The following is a 21113-nucleotide window of genomic DNA, read 5'->3' on the forward strand; positions in this document are numbered from 1 at the left end:
AGGTGCGGTCGACCCGACCTCCCGTAGTCGACGACGATCCGGCGGCACTCGACCTGATCTGGACGGCGCTGGAGCCGGAGCCGACTGCGGTGACCCCGCTGATCCGTGCCGTCATGATCTCCTCCGTGGACGGGACCACCACCATCGACGGCCGGAGCGCGGGACTGGGGACACCGACCGACAAGCTGGTCTACGACGCCATGCGGGCCCGGGCCGACATCATCCTGGTGGGCTCGGGAACCGCGATCACCGAGGGATACGGTCCCGCGCGGGTGAGCCCGGTCTGGGCCGACAGGCGCACCGGTCCGGCCCCTCTCATCATGGTGCTCACCCGGGAGCTGTCCGACCGGCTCGTAGATCACGCCGCCGGCGCCGGAGACCGGGTCCACATCGCGGCCGCACACGGCGTGAGCGCCCGGCGCGTCGAGGCCGCGCGGGAGCGCGGCGTCACCGTGCACCTGCTCGACCCGGGTCCGACCGGAGCCGCGGTCCGCTCGCTGGCCTCCCGACTCGGCGCCGACGAGGTGGACCTCGAGGGCGGTCCACGACTACTCGGTTCGTTGCTCCTGGAGGGAGCTGTCGACGAACTCGTGCTGTCGCTGGCGCCCGAGGTCATCATCGGCGGCGAGACCTCGACGCTGACCTCCGGACCCGGCCGGGCGCGGGTGCCCATGCGGGTGGTGTCGGCCTTCACCTGCCCGCGGGGCGGTCTCTACACCCGCTGGGTGGCCGGAGGGTGACCCGGGTACGGATCGCTCGGGCGGCCGGTGCCGTGGTGGCGGCGCTGGCCGTGGTGGCCGCCGGGTGTGCGCCGCTGCCGTCGACGGGACCCGGGCTCGCCACCGGGGACGGGCCCGGTCGTTCCACCGGTACGGGAGAGGACACCGGACTAGTGGAGCCACCCGAATGGACGGCTCCACGGTCAGAGTTCGACTGGGTCCCGTGTGCCGACGGCGGCACGCGCGGGGTGCCCGAGGGGTCCCGTGTCGACTGCGCCCTGCTCAGCGAGACCCCGGTGCTACGGGTCACCACGGACGGCACACCGGAGGACGCTGCTCCCCTCGTCGTCGTCGCCGGCCCGGGTAGCGCCGCCGACGACCTCGCGGTCCGGTTCGCCTCGACCGGGAGGCAGATCACCGGTTCACACCCCGTCGTGATCGTGGATCACAGGGGGCGGACCGGACCGGCCGGTACGTGCCTGACCCCCGCGGCCAGGCGCACACTGGACGGGCTCGCCCAGGCGGGCACGGACCCGGGGTCCCCCGAACTTCGCGGGGATCTCGCCGAGACCGCCCAGTCCTGCACCGACCTGCTCCCCGGCCGCGAACTCGACTTCGGTTCGGCCGGTGCCGCTGAGGACCTCGAGGAGCTGCGGCAGTCGTGGGACGTGCCCGGGTTGGCGGTGCTCGGACTCGGCGCGGGCGCCGCCACCGCTCTGCACTTCGCCACAGCCCACCCGGGGCGGGTCGCTCTCCTGGTCCTCGACTCCCCCGCGCCCTGGGACGGCGACCAGGAGACCGCGGCACGTTCGGCCCTCGACGGCTCCGACGCCGCGTTGCGGCTGTGGGCGGCCTCGTGCACCCGCACCGAATGCGGACCGGGCCGCCCGGACGAGAAGGTCGACGCGGTCACCCGCGCACTCGACGCGGCCCGGGAGCCGGGTGCCCGCGTACCGGCCGCCCTGCTGTCCGACGTGATCCGGTCCGCCCTGGCGGACCTGTCCGGCGCCTCCGCCCCGGCCGCGTCCGAGGGGGATGTGATCCTCGGCGACCTCGTGGCGGCGGGGCCGGGCGTGATCCCGCCGTCGGTTCGTGCCCGGGCGGAGGCATTGGCGAGTTCGTCTCTGTCCTACGTCGCGGGGTGCTCCGACCTGCCCCGACGGGTGCCGGTCAACCGCGTGCCCGAACTCGCCGCCGAATGGGCGGACGACGAGCCGTTCGGAGAGATCCTGGCTTCCCAGCTGTCGGCCTGCTCGACCTGGCCCGTCCCCGGGCAGACCACGGTGGAACTCCCCGGACCCGCTCCCGTCCTCCTGCTCGGCGGTATCGCCGACCCCCTCGCGGGCGCCGCCGCCCTGGAACCGACCGCGGGAAGGTTGTCGGCCGCCGGGGCCGACGACCTCCGCACCCTGACCTGGGGTGCCCCGGGTTCGCGGGTCATCCTCCACTCCGACTGTGCCGCGTCCGCGGTCACGCAGTTCCTCGATGACCCGACGTCGGTCGACCGATCCATCGCCTGTCCCTCCTGACCGGCCCGCCACCACGGGGCCCGGTCGGACCGGCCCACCGGGGCGCCTGCGCGGGGGACCGACCGGGGGCCGGTAGCCTGCACATCGTGCCGTTGCCGACCCGAAGCACTGACGCCGTGCCCCGCCTGCTCAATCAGATCCTGTGGCCGCTGGCGATCATGACAGTGATCCACCGCGTCCTGATCAAGGCCGTCAACGGGTCCGTCACCAACGACTTCGGGACCGTCTACGCGGCCACCAGGCGGTTCCTGGCCGGCGAGCCCGTCTACAGCGAGAACCTGATCACGGTCCAGCCGCACTACCTCTACGCGCCGAGTGGCACGTTCCTGCTGGCTCCCTTCGGTGTCATCGACAACTACACGGTCGCTCGATGGCTGTTCATCGTCATCAACACCGCGGCGATCATCGGCGCACTGTGGCTCCTGATGCGTCTGTTCGACCTCGACGTCCGCTCGTTCGCGGCCCCGGCGATCCTCCTGGGCGCCTTCTGCACCGAGGCCGTCACCAACACCCTGATCTTCACCAACGTCAACGGCGTGATCTTCCTGTGCCAGGTGGCGTTCCTCTATCTGCTGCACCGGCGCCGGCTCTGGTGGGCCGGCGTGGCGATGGGACTGTCACTGGCGATCAAGCCGATGCTGGCCCCGCTACTGGTGCTGCCCCTGATCCGGAGGCAGTGGCAGCCCTTCGTGGCCGCGGTGGCGATCCCCGCCGCGGCGATGGCCGCGGGCTGGGCGCTCACCGTGGACGCCGGGCGATACCTCTCCCACATGGCGCCCTACATGGGCGAGGTCCGCGACTACTACAACAGCTCCATCGCCGGCCTCGGCCTGTACTACGGTGTGCCCGACCCGGTGATCCTGGTCGCGCGGATCCTGATCGTCGTGGCCACCCTGGTGGCCGTGTGGCTCCTGCTGGACTACCGCCACAACCACGAGGTGCTGTGGCTGGCGACCACGTCGGGCGTCATCCTGGCCGGGGTGTTCCTGGTCTCCAGCCTCGGCCAGATGTACTACTCGATGATGCTCATCCCGATCATGCTCACGGTGGTGCTCGACAGGTCGCTGGTTCGGAATTGGCCCGCCTGGCTCGCCGCCTACGGGTTCTTCACGCTGGACTTCTGGGAGTCGGCGAGGTGGCCGTACTACGGGCGACTGCTGGAGTTCGCCCACCCCACACTCGGGTGGCTGTTGCTGCTGTGCACCGTGCTGGTGATCCTGCTGTGGCGACGCACCGACCCGCGCCGACACGAGCGGATCGCACCGGCCGCGGCGGCGGCGTAGCCTGCGGGCATGAGCAAGCCCACCGACACCCCCTCGACCACCCCACAACCGGACTTCACCCTCGACGACGCCGAATGGCGCCGCAGGCTGACCCCCGAGGAGTACCAGGTGCTCCGCCGGGCGGGCACCGAGCGGCCCTACACCGGGGAGTACACCGACACCACGACCGAGGGCGTCTACCGCTGTCGCGGGTGCGGCGCGGAACTGTTCCGCAGCGACTCCAAGTTCGAGTCGCACTGCGGCTGGCCGTCGTTCTACACACCACTGGCCGGGGACGCCGTCATCGAGCGGACCGACACCAGCCTCGGGATGGCCCGGACCGAGGTGGTGTGCGCCAACTGCCACGGCCACCTGGGGCACGTCTTCTCCGGGGAGGGCTACCCCACCCCCACCGACCTGCGCTACTGCATCAACTCGGTCAGCATGACCCTCGAACCGGCCGGGGACTGAGACCACGGAGGACTGAGACGACAGAGGGGCCGGCGGGACCAACGGGTCCCGCCGGCCCCTCGCCCACCCGGGCGCCCCAGGGAAGGGCGACTCAGGGCCGGGTGTATCAGGGCCGGGTGTATCAGGGCAGTGTGGTGGCCAACCGCCCGGCGCTGACGCGGGGCCCGGTGAAGAACGGGACCTCCTCGCGCACGTGCCGACGGGCCTCCGTGCTGCGCATGACGCGCATCAGGTCCACGATCCGGTCGAGCTGAGGGGCCTCGAAGGCCAGCAGCCACTCATAGTCCCCCAGCGAGAACGACGGCACGGTGTTGGCGCGCACGTCGGGGTACTCGCGGGCGGCGCGGCCGTGCTCGGCGAGGATCTGTCGTCTCTCCTCGTCGGGGAGGAGATACCACTCGTAGGAGCGGACGAACGGGTAGACGGAGATGTAGGCACCGGGCTCCTCCTCGGCGAGGAACGCCGGGATGTGGCTCTTGTTGAACTCCGCGGGGCGGTGCAGCGCGGTGTTCGACCAGTACGCGGTGCTGGCCCGGCCCAGGATCGTGGTGCGCCGGAACTCGTTGTAGAACCCCTGGAGGTCCTCGATGTGCTCGGCGTGGGTCCAGATCATGAAGTCGGCCTCGGCCCGCAGCCCCGAGACGTCGTACAGGCCGCGCACCACCACATCGGTGCCGTCGAACCGGTCGAGGAACTTCTCGAGATCCGCGGCGACCGCGTCCCTGTCCTCCCCCAGCTCTCCCGGTGTCACGGTGAAGACCGAGAACATGAGGTAGCGGAGTGTCGAGTTGAGCTTCTTGTAGTCAAGGCGTGCCATGGCTCAATCCTGCCACCTCGTGGCCAGCCGCCGGGCCGCGGCCCGTGCCGAGCCGATGCAGGCCGGGACCCCGACGCCCTCCGTCGCACCGCCGACCAGCTCCACACCCGGCAACCGGTCGGCCAGCTCGCCGCGGACGGCCGCGATGCGGGCGGCGTGGCCGGGCCCGATCTCCGCGAGGGCGTCGTCCCATCGACGGACCCGCGAGTGCAGGGTCGTGGGAGCGGACCCGCACACCCCGGCCAGCGCGGATTCGGCCATCGCGGTCAACCCGCGGTCGTCGACGGCCAATACCTCGTCGTCGTCGAGCCGCCCGAACGACACCCGCACGAGGTGTCCCGGTCGGTCGTCGAGGTGGGGCCATTTCCGGCTGGAAAAGGTCATGGCCTTGAACGGGACCGGTTCGTCGGTCGCCACCAGGACTCCGGAACGGTCCGGCAGCGCCAGCGACCGGTCCACCTCCAGGGCCACCACGGCCGAGGAGGCCGTCCGGATCCCGGACAGGCCGGAGACCGCACCGTCGGCGACCCCGGTGGCGGCGAGCAGACCGGCGGCGTGGGGAACGGGTACGGCGACGACGACGAGGTCCGCCTCCAGCGACCAGAGACCGCGGTCGCCCGAGACCGTCAGCACGTAGCCGGAACCGAGCCGGTGGATGGCCGTGCAGGCGTTCCGCGTGCGCACCAGCGCTCCCGAGGCCTGTGCGAGTGCGTCCACGAGGAGCCGGTATCCGCCATCGAGTGTGGCGAACACGGGGCCCGGGACGCGGCCGGCCATGAGCGTGCCGATCGCGGCGGTGAGCGTGGGAGCGCCCCTGTCCAGGGCCTCGGCGAGTCCCGGGACCACCTCGCGCAACCCGAGCTCGGTACTGGGGGCGGCGTAGACCCCGCCGAGCATCGGATCCACCAGCCGGGTGACGACGGCGGGGCCGAACCGCTCGGCGACCAGCGCACCCAGTGGGACATCCGATCCGGGTTCCCATCGCAGCGGCAGCTCCGGTTCCCGGGAGGCCACGGCCGACTCCTCCGGTGTCAGCACCCCGGCCAGCGTCGAGACGTCCGACGGCAGGCCCATCAGGGTGCCGGTCGGCATGGGGACCAACCGTCCGCCGGTGAGGATCGCCGGGCCGAGCAGGCCCGGATGGCGCAGCGCATCGGTGAGGCCTAGTTCAGCGACGAGATCGGAGGCCTCGGGCCGGCGGGCGATGAACGCCTCCGCGCCCAACTCCACGGGACCGGACGGGAAGTCCGTCGTGTGGAGCGCCCCCCCGACGGCGTCGCCGGCCTCGAGGACCGTAATCCGGGCTCCGGGCAGGTCGCCCGCGAGCTGATACGCGGCGGTCAGTCCGCTGAGCCCGCCCCCGACAACCGCGACCCGGGCGCCCACCGCTACTTCCCGGTGAGCTCGTGGACGAGCTCCACCACGTGCGTCACGGCTCCCGGATCGGTGCTGGGCAGGACACCGTGGCCCAGGTTGAACACGTGACCGCGGGCCCCGAGGTCACGCGCGCGCTCCGCCTCGTCGAGGATCCGGCGGACCTCCGTGTCCAGGGCGGGGCGGTCCGCGAAGAGCAGGGCGGGGTCGAGGTTGCCCTGGAGCACCTTCCCCGGGGCCCGTCGGGCGGCGTCGTCGAGCGGGATACGCCAGTCCACACCCACGACCTCCGGCCCGGCCTCACCCATCGCGCCGAGCAGCTCGCCGGTGCCCACTCCGAAGTGGGTGCGGGGAACGGTCGAGATCACCTCGTCGCCGAAGATCCCGGTGGAGTGCGGGAGCACCATCGAACGGTAGTCGCGCAGGCTCAGCGCTCCGGCCCACGAGTCGAACAGCTGCACCGCGTCGGCGCCCGCCTCGATCTGGGCACGGAGGAACACCGTGGTCAGGTCCGCGAGCTTGGCGAGCAACGAGTTCCAGACGTCCGGCCGCGTGTACATGAGCGACTTGGTGTGTTCGTGGTTGCGGCTCGGGCCGCCCTCGATGAGATACGAGGCCAGGGTGAAGGGGGCGCCGGCGAAGCCGATGAGCGCGACCTGCGGATCGAGTTCGGCCACCACCATGCGGACGGCCTCGCCGATCTTCTCGAGACGATCCGGGGTGAGCTCCGGCAGCGCCGCCACGGCGGCCTCGTCGCGGATCGGCTCGGCAACCACGGGTCCGGTTCCCGGGACGATGTCGATCTCCACGCCCGCGGCGGCCAGGGGGATGACGATGTCCGAGAAGAAGATCGCGGCGTCCACGCCGTGGCGGCGGACCGGCTGGAGCGTGACCTCGCAGGTCATCTCGGGGTCGAAGCAGGCCTCGAGCATGGTGCTCCCGGACCGCAGCTCCCGGTACTCGGGCAGCGAGCGACCGGCCTGACGCATGAACCACACCGGGGTGTGGACGGCACCGGTGCCGCCGACTTCGTCGAGGTAGGGCCCGGTCCCGGCTCGGCGGGCGGCGGAGCGGCCGGGGGCCTGGGTGTCCACGGAACTGGGGGTGGAGGGCACATCGGAGTTCAGCACGCCCCCATCGTCCCATGAGTCCGCGGCCGGGGCCGCCCACCCCACCCGGGCCGGCGACGGCGCGCCTCCTCCGGACGCCACGGGGTGGTCGCTAGCGTGACGACCCGTGAGCACATCGGTCAATGACGGCGAGCCCGAGGTCTTCCGGGAAGCGGTCGAGTCGCTGTCCCGGCTCGAGGTCCGCCCGGAGATCTCCGTCGGCCCGATCCGCCCGCCGCAGAGACTGGCCCCGTACAGTCACGCGCTCGGGGTGGAGATCATCCCGCCCAGCGGCGACGACGTCCCCGAGTTCTCCGATGGTGACGCCTTCGGGCGTCTCATCCTCCTCCACGACCCGTCGGGGGACGACGCCTGGAACGGCACCCTCCGGCTGGTGGCCTACATCCAGGCCGACATGGAGGCCTCCCTCGCCGGCGACCCCCTGCTGCCCCAGGTCGCCTGGAGTTGGCTCACCGAGGCGCTCGACGAGGACGCGGGGCCGTACACGTCCCTGGGCGGGACGGTCACCAGCACCGCCTCGGTCCGCTACGGCGACATCTCCGGTCCCCCCCAGGCCCACCAGCTCGAGCTCCGTGCCTCGTGGACCGCGCTCGAACCCGATCTGACCGGCCACGCGGCCGCGTTCTGCAAGACCCTCTCGCTGGCTGCCGGACTACCGCCCGTCGGCGTGACCTCCCTCCACCGTCGGGCGTGAGCGGCCACCGTCGCGGAGAGACCCCGCCCGGGGCACCGCCTCCCCCGGCCGAGTACGAGTTCGTCGACGATTCCCACGGGATCGGGTCGGTCGCGTCCGCCCTGGAGTCCTCGGCCGGGCCGGTCGCGGTGGACGTCGAACGTGCCTCGGGCATCCGCTACTCCGAACGCGCCTTCCTCCTCCAGCTGCGGGCGGCGGACGGTCCGGCCCTCCTGGTGGATCCGGAGACCGCCGGACAGACGGTCGGGCCGCTGGCCGGCGTCCTGTCGTCGCGTCCGTTGCTTCTCCACGCCGCGAGCCAGGACCTGCCGTCCCTCAGGCAACTCGGCATCTGGCCGACCTCGCTGATCGACACCGAACTGGCCGGCCGGTTCCTCGGGATCGAGCGGGTGAACCTCGGCGCGATGATCTCGGAGCACCTCGGGATCGGGCTGGCCAAGGCGCATTCGGCCGCGGACTGGTCGCGGCGCCCCCTGCCCGCGGCCTGGCTGGACTACGCCGCGTACGACGTTCTGTTCCTCCACGAACTCGCCGACGCGGTCCTGCCCCGTCTCGACGATCTCGGTCGCCGCGAGTGGTTCGAGGCCGAGTGCCGGCACCTCGTCGACTCCGGCCCGGCCCCGGCGGCGCCGGATCCCTGGCGCCGGTTGTCCCGCCTGTCCTCACTCCGCGACACCCGGCAGATCGCCCGCGCCCGCGAGCTGTGGATGGCGCGGGACCGGGTGGCGTCCGAACGCGACATCGCCCCCAAGAGACTGCTCGCCGACGCGGCGATCATCGAGGCGGCCCGGACCGCCCCGACGACCCGCTCCGAACTCCTGGCGATCGACGGTTTCGACGGCCCGCACCGCCGGCGACTCGCGGACGAGTGGCTCGCGGCGTTGGAGTGGGCCGCAGAACTGGGACGGGGAGACCTCCCCGACCGCCAGGCGCCGCGCGGGGAGCACCCCCCGCACACCACGTGGAAGCGGACCGACCCGGAGGCGGCAGCGCTCCTGGACACCGCCCGGGAGGCGATCGGGTCACTCGCCGACGAGCTCGGCATCGAGCCGGGACTGTTGCTCAAGCCGGCGACTCTGCGATTGTGGGCCTGGCGTGCGGCCACCACCGACGCGGGTGACGACGCGGCGTTGCTGCACCGGGTCCTGCGGGACGAGGGTGCTCGTGGCTGGCAGGTCGAGCTGACGGAGGCGCCGCTGCTGGAGGCCGTGCACGACTTCCGGTCGGAGGACTAGACCCGGACCCGAACTACGCGGGGCGCACGGTCTCCCGGTCGGCGAGGCGGGTTCGGATGCTGTCCGCGATCCCCTCCGGTGTCAGTCCGGCGTCCGCGAGGATCTCCCCCCTCGAGGCGTGGTCGAGGAACTCCTGGGGGATCCCGAGCGACGCCCTGTCGACTCGGACGCCCGCACGCTCCAGCCGTGACGACACCGCGGATCCGACTCCGCCGTGGAGCCCGTTGTCCTCGACCGTCACCACGAGACGTCGTCCCCGGGCGGAATCGATGATCGAGTGCGGGACCGGGTAGACCCACCGGGGGTCGACGACATCGACCGACACGCCCTCCGCGGCGAGTACACCCGCGGCGGCGACGGACGGCACGACCATCGAACCCACCGCCACCACGAGGACGTCCGCGTCGCCCGGGCCGTGGACGCGATCGACCCCGTCGGCCGTGGAGTCGAGCGCCGGGACGGGCTCGCCCACCGACCCCTTGGGGAAACGGACGACGGTCGGACCGTCGGTCACCGCGACGGCCTCGCGCAACTCCTGACGGAGGGTGTCGGCGTCACGCGGTGCGGCCACCCGGACCCCGGGGACGATGCCGGTCAGCGACAGGTCCCACATGCCGTTGTGACTGGCGCCGTCCGGACCCGTCACGCCGGAGCGGTCGAGCACCAGCGTCACCGGTTGCCCGAGCAGCGCGACGTCCATGAGCAGCTGGTCGAACGCCCGGTTGAGGAACGTGGAGTAGACGGCCACCACGGGGTGCATCCCCCCGAGTGCCAGACCCGCAGCCGAGGCGACGGCGTGCTGTTCGGCGATACCGACGTCGAACATCCGGTCCGGGAACCGGTCGCCGAAGGCGGTGAGCCCGGTGGGGCCGGCCATGGCCGCGGTGATCGCGACGACGTCGTCACGCTCGGCACCGATCTCGCACAGCTCCTCGGAGAACACCGAGGTCCAGTCCACCGCGGAGGAGGCCGACAGCGGCTTGCCGGTGTCGGGGTCGATGACCCCGGTGGCGTGCATCTGATCGGCGACGTTGTTCTCCGCGTGGACGTATCCCATGCCCTTGCGGGTGACCACGTGGACCACCACCGGGCCGCCGAAATCCTTGGCCAGGCGTAGCGCCGACTCCGTGGCGGCGAGATTGTGTCCGTCGACCGGTCCCATGTACTTGAGGCCGAGGTCGGCGAACAGTTCCTGCGGGGAGACCACGTCCTTGAGACCGGTCTTGATCCCGTGCAGGATCGAGTAGACGGCCTTTCCCACGATGTCCTTCCGGGCGCCGAGGGTGCGCTTGGTGCGGTCCATCGCCTTCTCGTATGCGGGTTGGAGCCTCAGCACGCCGAGACGCTCGGCCAGACCTCCGATCGTGGGCGAGTACGAGCGACCGTTGTCGTTGACGACGATCACCATGGGCCGGTCCTTGCCCGCAGCGATGTTGTTCAGCGCCTCCCAGGCCATGCCACCGGTCATCGCGCCGTCGCCGATGACGGCAACGACCGTACGGTCCGACTCGCCGCGGAGCGCGAACGCCTTGGCCAGTCCATCGGCATAGGACAGTGACGCGGTGGCGTGGGAGGACTCGACGACGTCGTGCTCGCTCTCGGCACGGCACGGGTAGCCGGACAGACCACCGCGGGTGCGGAGCCCGTCGAACTCGTCCCGACGGCCGGTGAGGATCTTGTGGACGTACGACTGGTGTCCGGTGTCGAAGACGAGGGGATCGCGCGGGGAGTCGAAGACCCGGTGCAGTGCCACCGTCAACTCGACGACACCCAGATTGGGTCCGAGGTGCCCGCCCGTGGCGGAGACCTTCCGGATGAGGAACTCCCTGATCTCGCCGCAGAGGCGCACCAGCTGGTCGGGTCCGAGTGCCCAGAGGTCGGACGGTCCGTTCACCTGATCGAGCACACTCATCGCCGTCGACTTCCCCTTCCCTGGCCGCACCCCGGAGGGTCGAAACGACAGTCTACGGGCAAACGCCGGGCGACCACGCTCGTGGGCGGTGGGCCGATTCCGGCCCACCGGCCGTGGTCAACCCGCTCGGGGCGAATCGAGAACGGCGAGCCCCTCCACGTGGTGCGTCGCGGGGAAAGCGGCCACCCCGCGCAGATCCACCAGCGTCCACCCGGCATCCACCAGGACCCCGACATCGCGCGCGAGGCTGGCCGGATCACAGCCCACGTGGATGATCCGCGACCCCACCCTTCCCGCGAGATCGGTCATCACCCCGATCCCGGCGCCGCCCCTGGGCGGGTCCAGGATCACCAGGTCCGGCCGGCCGTCGGCCCCGTCCGTCCGCTCGAGGAAGGACTCGACCCTCGCGCACACCGGGACCACGCCGGACCCCACGTCCAGGGCGGTGCCCACCGCGCCCGAGGAGGAACGCGAGGCCTCGACGATCGTCACCCGCGCACGAGGGGCCACGTCGAGAACCGCGGCGGAGAACAGTCCCGCTCCCCCGTAGAGGTCCCACACCACCGGCTCTCCCGGCAGCCCCGGCGCCTCCGACACCGCCGCACGGACGAGGTCGACGTAGTGCGCCGCGGCCGACCGGTGCGCCTGCCAGAAGGCATCGACCGGCAACCGCCACCCGTGCTCCCCCACGCGCCTCACCACGGTGGACGGGCCCGCCACGAGCTCCCACGCCCCGGCCCGCGAGGACCGGGCCCGCGCTCTCGTCGCGGCGACCTGCCGGGACCGACGGTCGCGGCCCCGTACGGCGGGTTCGACGAGACGTCGGTGTGCCACGTGGACCTCGCCGTCGTCGCCCAACACCCCGAGGACCTCACGGCCCGGCCCCACGCCGGCGGCCCGCACCGCCCCGGTGATCCGCGGGTCCGCCTGGACACAGGGCTCGGTCACCACGCTGTGCGAGCGGGCCAGGCGGACCCCCGGCACGCCGTCGGGTCCGGTCACCCACCGGGCCGTCGTCCGCCATCCGGTACTCGCGTCATCGCCGGCGGGCACCTCGACGGGAACGCGGTCACCGGCCGGGTCGATCCGCCCGATCCGGCGGGCCTGTTCGGCCAGGATCCTGCCCGAGAACTCCCGGGCGGCCCCCGGCGCGATGTGGCTCCAGTCGCAGCAGCCGGCGCCCGCGGCGGCGGCCGGGCAGTACGTGTCGATCCGGCTCGGTGACCTCTCGAGTACGTCTGTCACCGTCGCTCGGCAGAAGGCGCGGCCCGGGTCGTCACCGACCACCGCCTCGACCAGTTCCCCCGTGATCCCGCCCCGGCAGAACACCACGCGTCCGCAGTGACGGGCCACGAACTCGCCGCCCTGCGCGGGCCCCTCGACCCGCAGTCGGAGCACACGGCCCGTCCAGTCGTTCTTCTGCGTGTGCGCCATCATTCCTCCGGCCCGCCCCAGCGCCCGATGACGGGCTCGTCGCTCGCCTGCTGCGCGCGACCGTCCGAGGACGACAGCTGCCACGGGACGCTGGTGACCATGACCCCTCTTTCGTACAGCAATCGGGATTTGAGTCGGAGTGCGCTCTGGTTGTGGAGCAGCTGCTCCCACCAGTGCCCCACGACGTACTCGGGGATGTACACGATCACGACGTCCCTGGGCGACTGCTCCCTGAGTCGCTTGACGTAGTCCACCACCGGGCGGTTGATCTCGCGGTACGGCGACTCGACCACCTTGAGCGGTACGGAGATCCGCCGCCTCTCCCATTCCCGCACCAGCGTGCGGGTCTCGGCGGTCTCGATGTTGACGGTCAGCGCCTCGATGGTGTCCGGCCTGGTCGCCCGCGCGTAGGCCAGGGCCCGGAGGGTGGGTAGGTGGAGCTTCGACACGAGCACCACGCAGTGCGTCCGGCTCGGCAGGACGACCTCCCATGACGAGTCGTCGAGTTCCCGGGCGACGGACTCGTAGTGGCGGTTGATGAGCTTCATCACGCCGAAGACGGCCAGCATCGCCAGCACCGCGATATAGGCACCGGCGAACAACCTGGACGCCATGATGATGACCAACACACCGGCGGTGAGGACGAAGCCGACCGCGTTGACCACCCGCGCACGTCGCATCCGTCGGCGGACCGCCGGGATCTGTTCGGTCTCCAGTTGACGGGTCCAGTGGCGGATCATCCCGAGTTGGCTGAGCGTGAAGGCCACGAAGACCCCCACGATGTAGAGCTGGATCAGGACGGTCACCTGCGCGTCGAACGCCACCACCAGCACGATCGCCGCCACGGCGAGCAGGACGATCCCGTTGGAGAAGGCGAGCCGGTCGCCCCGGGTCGCGAGCTGCCTCGGGAGGTACTTGTCGCGTGCGAGCCTCGAGGCGAGCACGGGGAACCCGTTGAACGCCGTGTTCGACGCGAGGATGAGGATGAGTGCGGTGACGCCCATGACGGCGTAGAAGACGACGGGTACACCCGCGAACACCGGTTCGGCGAGCTGCGCGACCATCGTCTTCTGCTGGTAGTCCTCGGGCGCCCCGATCAGTTGGGCGGCCGGGTCCTCGGCGATCTGCACCCCCAGTCGGATCGCGAGCACGATCAGCCCCAGTAGGAACGAGATGGACACCACCCCGAGAACCACGAGGGTGGTGGCGGCGTTCCTCGCCCGGGGCCTGCGGAAGGCGGGGACCCCGTTGTGGATCGCCTCGACCCCGGTCAGGGCGGCGCAGCCCGAGGCGAAGGACTTGGCCACCACGAACGCCAGCGCGAGCCCGGTCACCGCCACACCGTCGGGGGTGACGAGTTCGAAGTCCGCCGACTCCGCCCGCAGGTCACGGTCCAGCACGTCCACCTGGAACAGGCCCCACACCACGAGCACCGCCATCGAGATCATGAACGCGTAGACGGGGACCGCGAACATCGCCCTCGACTCCCGGATGCCCCGGAGGTTCATCGCGGTGAGCAGGATGATCGCGATGACGGCGAACACGGCCTCGTTCGAGTACACGAACGGTATCGCGGACCCGATGTTGGCCGCCGCCGCGGAGATCGACACGGCCACGGTGAGCACGTAGTCGATGAGCAGTGCCGCGCCGACCCCGAGGCCCGCGTTGGGCCCGAGGTTGACCGTGGCGACCTCGTAGTCGCCCCCTCCGGAGGGGTAGGCGCGGACGTTCTGGCGGTAGCAGGCGATCACGACCACCATCACCACCGCGACCGCGAGCCCCACCCACGGTGTGAACGTCAGGGCCGACAGGCCGGCCAGGGACAGGACGAGGAAGATCTCCTCGGGGGCGTAGGCCACCGAGGACAGGGCGTCGGAGGCGAAGACCGGCAGTGCGATCCGCTTTGCCAAAGGCGAGTCGCCGACGGTGTCGCTGCGGAAGGGGCGCCCCAGCAGGAGGCGCTTGGTTCCCACGGAGACCTTGGAGATCCTGGACACCGACACATCGTAGGGCTCCGCGTGCCGCGGGGACAGCACCGTCGACCCGGGTAGCGTGTGTCGGACGGGTCCGCGTGTCACGGACCGTGAGGAGCGGTACTCGCCATGAGGGTGATCATCATGGGCTGCGGGCGCGTCGGAGCGGCGCTCGCGACCGAGCTCGACGGAGGCGGTCACGACGTCGTCGTGATCGACCGCGATACCGCGGCGTTCGCCCGACTGGCCGAGGACTTCAGCGGCCGCACCGTCACCGGGCTCGGCTTCGACCGGGAGGTTCTCGTCGATGCCGGGCTCCACGGAGCGGACGCGTTCGCCGCGGTCTCCTCGGGGGACAACTCGAACATCATCGCCGCACGGGTGGCCCGCGAGACGTTCGGCGTGGAGCGGGTCATCGCCCGCATCTACGACGCCGGACGCGCCGAGGTCTACGAGCGACTGGGCATCCCGACCGTGGCCACCGTCCCCTGGGCCACGGGCCGGTTCATCGGTTACCTCACGGCCGGATCGAGCCCCGTGGTCTGGAGAGACCAGACCGGCGAGGTCTCACTGACCGCGGTCGTACCGCCCACGGTGTGGGTCGGGTCGCCTCTCGCGTCGCTCTCCCGCGTGCTCGGCGGCAGTGTCGTGGCACTCACGCGCTTCGGTCAATGCCGGATCCCCGACGCTGGCACGCTCGTCCAGGCAGACGACCTGATCCACCTCGCCCTGCCCTCCGGAGCGGTCGACGGCCTCGACGACGCGCTGGAGAAAGGCCCCTCCGATGACTGATCGACAACGGCCCGACCGCTCCGAGTCCGGCGCCTCCGCGCGCGGTGGCCCCCTCCCCGGCAGCTCCATTCCCGACTATGCCGACGGCTCGGGCCTGTTGAACCGCTCCCCCACGCGGCGGGTCCACTCGTCCACCATGCGCGTGGTCGTCGCCGGTGCAGGGGTGGTGGGCAGGTCCATCGCACGCGAACTCCTGGCCAACGACCACCAGGTCACCCTCCTCGACAAACGGGCCTCCGCACTGGCCCGCGACGAGGTCCCGGGTGCCCGGCAGTTCGTCGGTGACGCCTGCGAACTGAGCTTCCTCGAGCGCCTCGGGGTGGAGGAGGCCGATGTCGTGGTCGCCGCGACCGGTGACGACAAGGCGAACCTGGTCGTGAGCCTGCTGGCCAAGACGGAGTTCGCCGTGGACCGTGTCGTGGCCCGCGTCAACGACCCCCGGAACGAGTGGCTGTTCGACGACCGCTGGGGCGTGGACGTGGCCGTGTCCACCCCCCGGTTGATGGTCTCCGTGGTCGAGGAGGCCGTCTCGGTCGGGGACGTCGTGCGGCTCATGGCGTTGCGACGCGGCGGCGCCAACCTGGTGAGCGTCACCCTCCCGGACCAGACCCCGCTCGCCGGCAGACCGGTCTCCCGCGTCAGGTTCCCCCGCGACGCGGCGCTGGTGGCCATCCTCCGCGGTGGCAGGGTGATCGCGCCCGAGCCGGACGTGCCCTTCGAACCCGGCGACGAGTTGCTCGTCGTGGCACCGGAGGCCGCCGAGGAGGGCCTGAGCGACGCGATCCTGGGCGGCTGATCCGCTGGTCAGCGCGACCGGGCGGGTCCCCCGGGCACGGTGACCGCGATCTCGCGGCCGTACTCCCACCCCGGGGCGACCGGTAGCTGGTCGCCACTCCAGAAGCGGCCCGGGTCGTACCAGCTGGCATCGCCCGCCGGTAGCAGGACGCCCATCGACTCGAGGGTCATCCCCACGACCTCCGCGCAGTAGGCGGCCTCCATCCGTAGCGCCGGGCCGGGGCTCGCGTGTCGGCGCCACGGGAGACCGCGTCCTCGGCCCGCGGCCGCCCGCTCGTCGTCGTCATCCCCCGTCCCACGACCCCGGCCGCCCCCCGGACCGGCGCGCCGCCCACCACGCGCCGCCCACCGCCCCCGCGCCCACCGTGCGGTGAGCCGCCCCGCCGACGGGAAGGACACCCCGTTCAGTCGCGCGATCGACTCCAGGAGCGCGTCCTCCTGCGACTCCCCGACCTCCGGGGTGATCTGGCGCAGCCACGCACGCTGTCCATACGGCCCGGTCCACTGCCGGACCGCGGTCTCGAGATCGTGGAGTTGCACTCCCCGTTGGCGCCGTCCGGTCCACACGTCCGTCACCGCGCGCCCCATCTCCGCATGCCACAGCAGCGGGGGCATGTCGTCGAGCACCACCGCCACCCCCACGTGGTTCACGGGCGAGTTGGTCAGGGTCTGGATGAGCCGGTCGGCGGTCGTGCGCCCCCGGAACAGCCAGAGGTCCCCGGTCCGGGTGCGGTCGGCCGCGGCGGCCAGCAGGACGGTGTCGAGGCTCATGGTCCGATCCTGCCAGTCGACCCGGCGGGACGACCTACCCTTGCTGCCATGGCACCCCGTGGACGGCAGTGGCTCAAGGTGGTCGGCGCGGCCGGAGTGGTCGGCGTCGCGGCGACCGGCATCCTCGCCGCCCGGACAGAACGCCGCCGGCAGGCGTACGAACCGGAGGAGATCCGGGAACGGCTGCACCAGCGCTACACCCGCGTCCAGTCCCGCCGCGACGGCGCCACCGACTGACACCCCGGTCGGCCCCCGCCCCGGTTGCCGATACCCTGGCGGACACCATGTCGACGTCTTCCGTGCCCGCCCCAGATCTGCGCAGGGCCCGACACGATCTCCTGGTCCGGCTCGACGACGTCGGCATCCTCGACGCCCACCGGCTGCGTTCCAGGATCCGCCGGGCCGGCCCCGACCAACTGGCGGACCTGGGGAAGAGGATCGACGCCGCCGCCGAGCGCCTCCGACACCGGGAAGAGTCCGTCCCGACCCCCGAGTACCCGGCGCAACTGCCCGTCAGCGCCCGCAAGGACGAGATCGCCGCGGCGATCCGCGACAACCAGGTGGTGGTGATCGCGGGTGAGACCGGGTCCGGCAAGACCACCCAGATCCCCAAGATCTGCCTCGAACTGGGTCGCGGAGTCCGCGGGATGATCGGCCACACTCAACCCCGCCGACTGGCGGCCCGGTCCGTGGCCGAGCGCATCGCCGAGGAACTGGGCGTGGAGACCGGCCGGCTGGTGGGCTCCGCCGTCCGCTTCGATGACCGCACCAGCACCGACACCGCGGTCAAGCTGATGACCGACGGCATCCTGCTGGCCGAGATCCGACGCGACCGGCTTCTGCGCGCCTACGACACGATCATCATCGACGAGGCCCACGAACGCAGCCTCAACATCGACTTCCTGCTCGGGTACCTCCGGCAGATCCTGCCCCGGCGGCCGGACCTCAAGCTCATCATCACCTCGGCCACCATCGACCCCGGCCGTTTCGCACGCCACTTCTCCGACCCGGCCGGCCGGCCGGCGCCGGTCATCGAGGTCTCCGGGCGCACCTACCCGGTGGAGATCAGGTATCGGTCCCTCCAGGTGGAACACGCGGACCGCACCATCGACCTGGACCCCCTGGACGCGCTCGCCGATGCCGTCGGCGAGCTCCTGGCCGAGGGCGACGGTGACGTGCTGGTGTTCCTCTCCGGAGAGCGCGAGATCCGTGACGCAGAAGAGGTGCTCCGCGGACGCAAGTTCAGGAGCACGGAGATCTTCCCCCTGTTCGCGCGGCTCACGGCCGCCGAACAACAGCGGGCGTTCCGGCAACACTCGACCCGCCGGGTGGTGTTGTCGACCAACATCGCCGAGACCTCGGTGACCGTGCCGGGCATCCGCTACGTCGTCGACACCGGCCTGGCGCGGATCTCCCGCTACTCCACCCGGACCAAGGTCCAGCGGCTCCCGATCGAGCCGATCTCGCAGGCCTCCGCCGCCCAGCGCGCCGGGCGGTGTGGTCGTGTGGCGGACGGCATCTGTATCCGCCTGTACTCGGAGGAGGATTTCGACTCCCGCCCCGAGTTCACCGACCCGGAGATCCTGCGCACCAACCTGGCGTCGGTGATCCTGTCGATGGCCGACCTCGACCTGGGTGCCGTCGACGACTTCCCCTTCGTCGAACCACCCGACCGCAAGGCCATCCGCGACGGCATGATGTTGCTCACCGAACTGGGTGCGCTACGGATCGACGACGACGAGCGCCCGCACCTGACCACCGTGGGCCGCGACATGGCCGCGCTACCGCTCGACCCACGGTTGGCCCGGATGGTCGTCGAGGGTCACGGCAACGGATCGCTGGCGGACGTGCTGGTGGTGGTCGCGGCCCTGACGGTGCAGGACGTGCGCGAGCGGCCCGCCGAGGAACGCGCCAAGGCCGACACCTTCCACCGCAGGTTCACCGACAAGTCCTCCGATTTCCTCGGCTACCTCAACCTGTGGCGCTACATCACCGAGCAACGCCGTGAGCTCAGTGGCAGCGCCTTCCGCAAGATGTGCAAGGCCGAGTACCTGCACTGGCTGCGCATCCGCGAGTGGCAGGACCTCAACGCGCAGCTGACCAGCATGTGCCGCGAACGGGGCTGGCATCCACCGTCCGGACACGCCGCCGAGGACGATCTCCACAAGGCGATCCTGTCCGGGCTGCTCACCAACGTGGGGATGCGGGACGAGGAGACCCGCGAGTTCCGCGGCACCCGCGGCATCCGATTCCAGATCTTCCCCGGGTCCGACCTGGCCAAGAAGCCACCGCGCTGGGTCATGGCCTCGGAACTGGTGGAGACCTCGCGCCTGTTCGCCCGCGACGTCGCGCGCATCGACCCGGGATGGATCGAACAGCTCGGGGGACACCTGGTCCGCACCCAGTACTCCGAGCCTCACTGGTCGGACGCGCAGGGCGCGGCGATGGCCTACGAGAAGGTCCTGCTCCTGGGATTGACCGTGGTCGAGTCGAGGCGAATCCTGCTCTCCCGGGTCGACGCCCCCCTGGCCCGCGAGATGCTGGTCCGCCACGGGATAGTCGAGGGTCGGTGGTCGACCCGCATCCCGGTGATCCGGGAGAACGCCGAGGCCGTCGCACAGGCGCGGGAGTTGGAGACCCGCAGTCGACGCCGCGACCTGGTGATCGACGACGACGCCCTGGTCGACTTCTATCTGCACCGGCTCCCCACCGACCTCACCTCCGGTCGCCACCTGGAGTCGTGGTGGAAGAAGGCGGGCCACGAGGACCCGGACCACCTGCGCCTGCGCCCCGAGCAGATCCGCACCTCCGATGCCGGTCCGGCCGCCACCGAGTTCCCGCCGTTCTGGAGGCAGGGTGATCGGACGTTCGAACTCCGGTACGCCTTCGATCCGGGTGTCGACACCGACGGCATCACCGTCCGGATCCCGCTGCCCCAGCTCTCCTCGGTCACCACGGCCGGTTTCGAGTGGCTGGTACCCGGGCTCCGCGAGGAGCTCTACACCGAGATGCTCCGGACGCTGCCCAAGTACCTGCGGCGCCTGTGCTCCCCGCCCGCCGAGTACGCCGCGCTGCTCGCCTCCGATCTCACGCCCAGGTCCGCGCCTCTGCCGGTGGCGCTCGCCGAGGCGCTCTCGGCGCGAATCGGGGCGACCGTCGACCCCCGTGAGTTCCACCCCGAGCGACTCCCCGAGCACCTGCGCATGCGGTTCGAGGTCGTCGACGGTGACGAGGTCGTGGCGTCGGGGACGGATCTCGGTGCCCTGCGTAGCCGTCTGGTGAACGAGGTCCGGGCCACCCTCAACTCCCGCCTGGTCCCGGACGACGGACCGCACCGGGACTGGACCGCCGAGACGATCGGAGATCTCGCCCCCTCGATCACCGGCACCATCGACGGGGTGGAGGTGACGGTCTACCCGGCGCTGCAGGTCCGAGCGGACGGGATACACCGGATCGCCTGCGCCACCGAGGAGGAGCGGCGGGCCGCCCAGACCACTGCCGTGCTGACCATGATCTCCGGCGGGCTGGTCTCGGCGACCTCGATCGTGCGGGGTCGACCCGTGGAACAGCGCCTCGCCCTGACGCAGTATCCGCACGGCGGGGCCGAGGGTCTGGTCACCGATGCCTCGTTGGCAGCGTGCGGACGGATCCTCGCCCGCCGCAGGGGTGCGCCGGTCCTGACCGCCGCCGGGTTCGCGGAGTTGCGCGCGACCGCGCGCGCCGAGGTGCCGGCCGCGGTGGCCGCGTCGATCTCCGCTGCGGTACCTGCCCTGGTGGCCGCCCAGTCCGTCTCCGCCCGGCTCGACCAGGTGTCCCCCGAGGTCGCGGACGAGGTCCGACCCGCACTGGACTTCCTGGTGGGAAAGGGGTTCCTCGCGCGCCACCCGGCGGAGTTGCTCCCCCAGCTGGAGCGTCATGTGCGGGCGGTCGACCTCAGGCTCGATCTCGCGGAGAAGTCGCCCTCGAGGTACCGGGAACTCACCGCGCGCCTGGAGAAGTCCGAGGCGACCGTCGCGGAGGCGACGGCAGCACTGCGTGGTCGGCCGGGTGGAGCGCGCACCACCCGGGATCTCCGGTGGCTGCTGGCCGAGTACCGGGTGGGGCTCTTCGCGCAGTCACTGGGGACCGCGCGCCCGGTTTCCGCTGAGCGAATCGACAAGGCGGTCGCGGCGGCACTCGGCTCCCGCACCAGGCGGTAGTCATCC

At 71.5% G+C, this 21113-nt stretch carries 17 protein-coding genes; 10 read left to right on the forward strand and 7 right to left on the reverse strand.

Going from position 1 to position 21113, the window contains the following annotated elements; all coding sequences use genetic code 11:
* Nucleotides 1-2 precede the first annotated feature (2 nt).
* The 4 genes from NJE57_RS01390 to msrB all read left to right on the forward strand — a co-directional run bounded on the left by NJE57_RS01390 (nt 3) and on the right by msrB (nt 3981).
* Complete coding sequence (locus NJE57_RS01390; protein WP_319026575.1) at nt 3-740, forward strand: dihydrofolate reductase family protein; 738 nt, start codon at nt 3-5, stop codon at nt 738-740.
* Nucleotides 737-2248 (forward strand): alpha/beta hydrolase, encoded by a 1512-nt coding sequence (locus NJE57_RS01395; RefSeq protein WP_319026576.1) that lies wholly within the window; start codon nt 737-739, stop codon nt 2246-2248. Before NJE57_RS01390 ends, NJE57_RS01395 begins: the two co-directional genes overlap by 4 nt.
* Nucleotides 2249-2334: 86 nt before the next feature.
* Nucleotides 2335-3531: a glycosyltransferase family 87 protein gene (locus tag NJE57_RS01400; protein ID WP_319026577.1), complete on the forward strand. Its 1197-nt coding sequence runs from the start codon at nt 2335-2337 to the stop codon at nt 3529-3531.
* 9 nt (nt 3532-3540) lie between these two features.
* Nucleotides 3541-3981 carry a peptide-methionine (R)-S-oxide reductase MsrB gene (gene msrB, locus NJE57_RS01405; protein WP_319026578.1) on the forward strand — a complete coding sequence of 147 codons (441 nt, stop codon included), beginning with the start codon at nt 3541-3543 and terminating at the stop codon, nt 3979-3981.
* Nucleotides 3982-4102: 121 nt separating this feature from the next.
* Here msrB and hemQ read toward each other — a convergent pair whose 3' ends face one another.
* Genes hemQ through hemE form a run of 3 tightly spaced genes read right to left on the reverse strand, consistent with a single transcriptional unit; the run spans nt 4103 to nt 7299 of the window.
* A complete protein-coding gene (hemQ, locus tag NJE57_RS01410; RefSeq protein WP_319026579.1) occupies nt 4103-4798 on the reverse strand; it encodes a hydrogen peroxide-dependent heme synthase in 696 nt (231 codons plus the stop codon).
* A gap of 3 nt (nt 4799-4801) precedes the next feature.
* Nucleotides 4802-6184, reverse strand: a complete 1383-nt coding sequence (gene hemG, locus NJE57_RS01415; protein ID WP_319026580.1) for a protoporphyrinogen oxidase — start codon at nt 6182-6184, stop codon at nt 4802-4804.
* Between the two features lie 2 nt (nt 6185-6186).
* Nucleotides 6187-7299, reverse strand: a complete 1113-nt coding sequence (gene hemE, locus NJE57_RS01420) for a uroporphyrinogen decarboxylase (protein ID WP_413464349.1) — start codon at nt 7297-7299, stop codon at nt 6187-6189.
* A 109-nt stretch (nt 7300-7408) separates the two neighbouring features.
* On the opposite strand from hemE, the gene NJE57_RS01425 reads away from it, so the two are divergent.
* Entirely contained in the window at nt 7409-7996 is a 588-nt protein-coding gene (locus NJE57_RS01425) for a DUF3000 domain-containing protein (protein ID WP_319026582.1), read from the forward strand.
* Complete coding sequence (locus NJE57_RS01430) at nt 7993-9231, forward strand: HRDC domain-containing protein (protein WP_319026583.1); 1239 nt, start codon at nt 7993-7995, stop codon at nt 9229-9231. Before NJE57_RS01425 ends, NJE57_RS01430 begins: the two co-directional genes overlap by 4 nt.
* A 13-nt stretch (nt 9232-9244) precedes the next feature.
* On the opposite strand, the gene dxs is transcribed toward NJE57_RS01430, so the two are convergent.
* The 3 genes from dxs to NJE57_RS01445 all read right to left on the reverse strand — a co-directional run bounded on the left by dxs (nt 9245) and on the right by NJE57_RS01445 (nt 14565).
* Entirely contained in the window at nt 9245-11143 is a 1899-nt protein-coding gene (gene dxs / locus NJE57_RS01435) for a 1-deoxy-D-xylulose-5-phosphate synthase (protein ID WP_319026584.1), read from the reverse strand.
* 117 nt (nt 11144-11260) lie between these two features.
* Nucleotides 11261-12580, reverse strand: coding sequence for a class I SAM-dependent RNA methyltransferase (locus tag NJE57_RS01440; protein ID WP_319026585.1), 1320 nt, complete (start codon nt 12578-12580; stop codon nt 11261-11263).
* Nucleotides 12577-14565 carry an APC family permease gene (locus tag NJE57_RS01445; protein WP_319027054.1) on the reverse strand — a complete coding sequence of 663 codons (1989 nt, stop codon included), beginning with the start codon at nt 14563-14565 and terminating at the stop codon, nt 12577-12579. The genes NJE57_RS01440 and NJE57_RS01445 overlap by 4 nt, the downstream gene beginning before the upstream one ends.
* Before the next feature lie 114 nt (nt 14566-14679).
* Between NJE57_RS01445 and NJE57_RS01450 the strand changes: the two genes are divergently transcribed.
* On the forward strand, nt 14680-15342 hold the full coding sequence (locus NJE57_RS01450) for a TrkA family potassium uptake protein (protein WP_319026586.1): 663 nt from the start codon (nt 14680-14682) through the stop codon (nt 15340-15342).
* Nucleotides 15343-15478: 136 nt separating this feature from the next.
* Entirely contained in the window at nt 15479-16138 is a 660-nt protein-coding gene (locus NJE57_RS01455) for a TrkA family potassium uptake protein (protein WP_319027055.1), read from the forward strand.
* An 8-nt stretch (nt 16139-16146) separates the two neighbouring features.
* On the opposite strand, the gene NJE57_RS01460 is transcribed toward NJE57_RS01455, so the two are convergent.
* The gene (locus NJE57_RS01460; RefSeq protein WP_319026587.1) at nt 16147-16908 is read right to left on the reverse strand and encodes a hypothetical protein; all 762 of its coding nucleotides are present in this window, start codon (nt 16906-16908) and stop codon (nt 16147-16149) included.
* Between the two features lie 48 nt (nt 16909-16956).
* On the opposite strand from NJE57_RS01460, the gene NJE57_RS01465 reads away from it, so the two are divergent.
* Both NJE57_RS01465 and hrpA read left to right on the forward strand, forming a co-directional pair.
* Nucleotides 16957-17145 (forward strand): hypothetical protein, encoded by a 189-nt coding sequence (locus NJE57_RS01465; RefSeq protein WP_319026588.1) that lies wholly within the window; start codon nt 16957-16959, stop codon nt 17143-17145.
* 47 nt (nt 17146-17192) lie between these two features.
* Complete coding sequence (gene hrpA / locus NJE57_RS01470; protein ID WP_319026589.1) at nt 17193-21107, forward strand: ATP-dependent RNA helicase HrpA; 3915 nt, start codon at nt 17193-17195, stop codon at nt 21105-21107.
* Nucleotides 21108-21113 lie beyond the last annotated feature (6 nt).

Source organism: Dietzia sp. PP-33 (assembly GCF_033790845.1).
Taxonomy (GTDB): domain Bacteria; phylum Actinomycetota; class Actinomycetes; order Mycobacteriales; family Mycobacteriaceae; genus Dietzia.

What these genes read in the sequence shown, in the direction of transcription:
- msrB (WP_319026578.1), top strand. Translation starts at nt 3,541, where the DNA reads ATGAGCAAGCCCACCGACACCCCCTCGACCACCCCACAACCGGACTTC.
- dxs (WP_319026584.1), bottom strand. Translation starts at nt 11,143, where the DNA reads ATGAGTGTGCTCGATCAGGTGAACGGACCGTCCGACCTCTGGGCACTC.
- NJE57_RS01465 (WP_319026588.1), top strand. Translation starts at nt 16,957, where the DNA reads ATGGCACCCCGTGGACGGCAGTGGCTCAAGGTGGTCGGCGCGGCCGGA.
- NJE57_RS01455 (WP_319027055.1), top strand. Translation starts at nt 15,479, where the DNA reads ATGCGCGTGGTCGTCGCCGGTGCAGGGGTGGTGGGCAGGTCCATCGCA.
- NJE57_RS01440 (WP_319026585.1), bottom strand. Translation starts at nt 12,580, where the DNA reads ATGATGGCGCACACGCAGAAGAACGACTGGACGGGCCGTGTGCTCCGA.
- hrpA (WP_319026589.1), top strand. Translation starts at nt 17,193, where the DNA reads ATGTCGACGTCTTCCGTGCCCGCCCCAGATCTGCGCAGGGCCCGACAC.
- NJE57_RS01450 (WP_319026586.1), top strand. Translation starts at nt 14,680, where the DNA reads ATGAGGGTGATCATCATGGGCTGCGGGCGCGTCGGAGCGGCGCTCGCG.
- NJE57_RS01460 (WP_319026587.1), bottom strand. Translation starts at nt 16,908, where the DNA reads ATGAGCCTCGACACCGTCCTGCTGGCCGCCGCGGCCGACCGCACCCGG.
- hemQ (WP_319026579.1), bottom strand. Translation starts at nt 4,798, where the DNA reads ATGGCACGCCTTGACTACAAGAAGCTCAACTCGACACTCCGCTACCTC.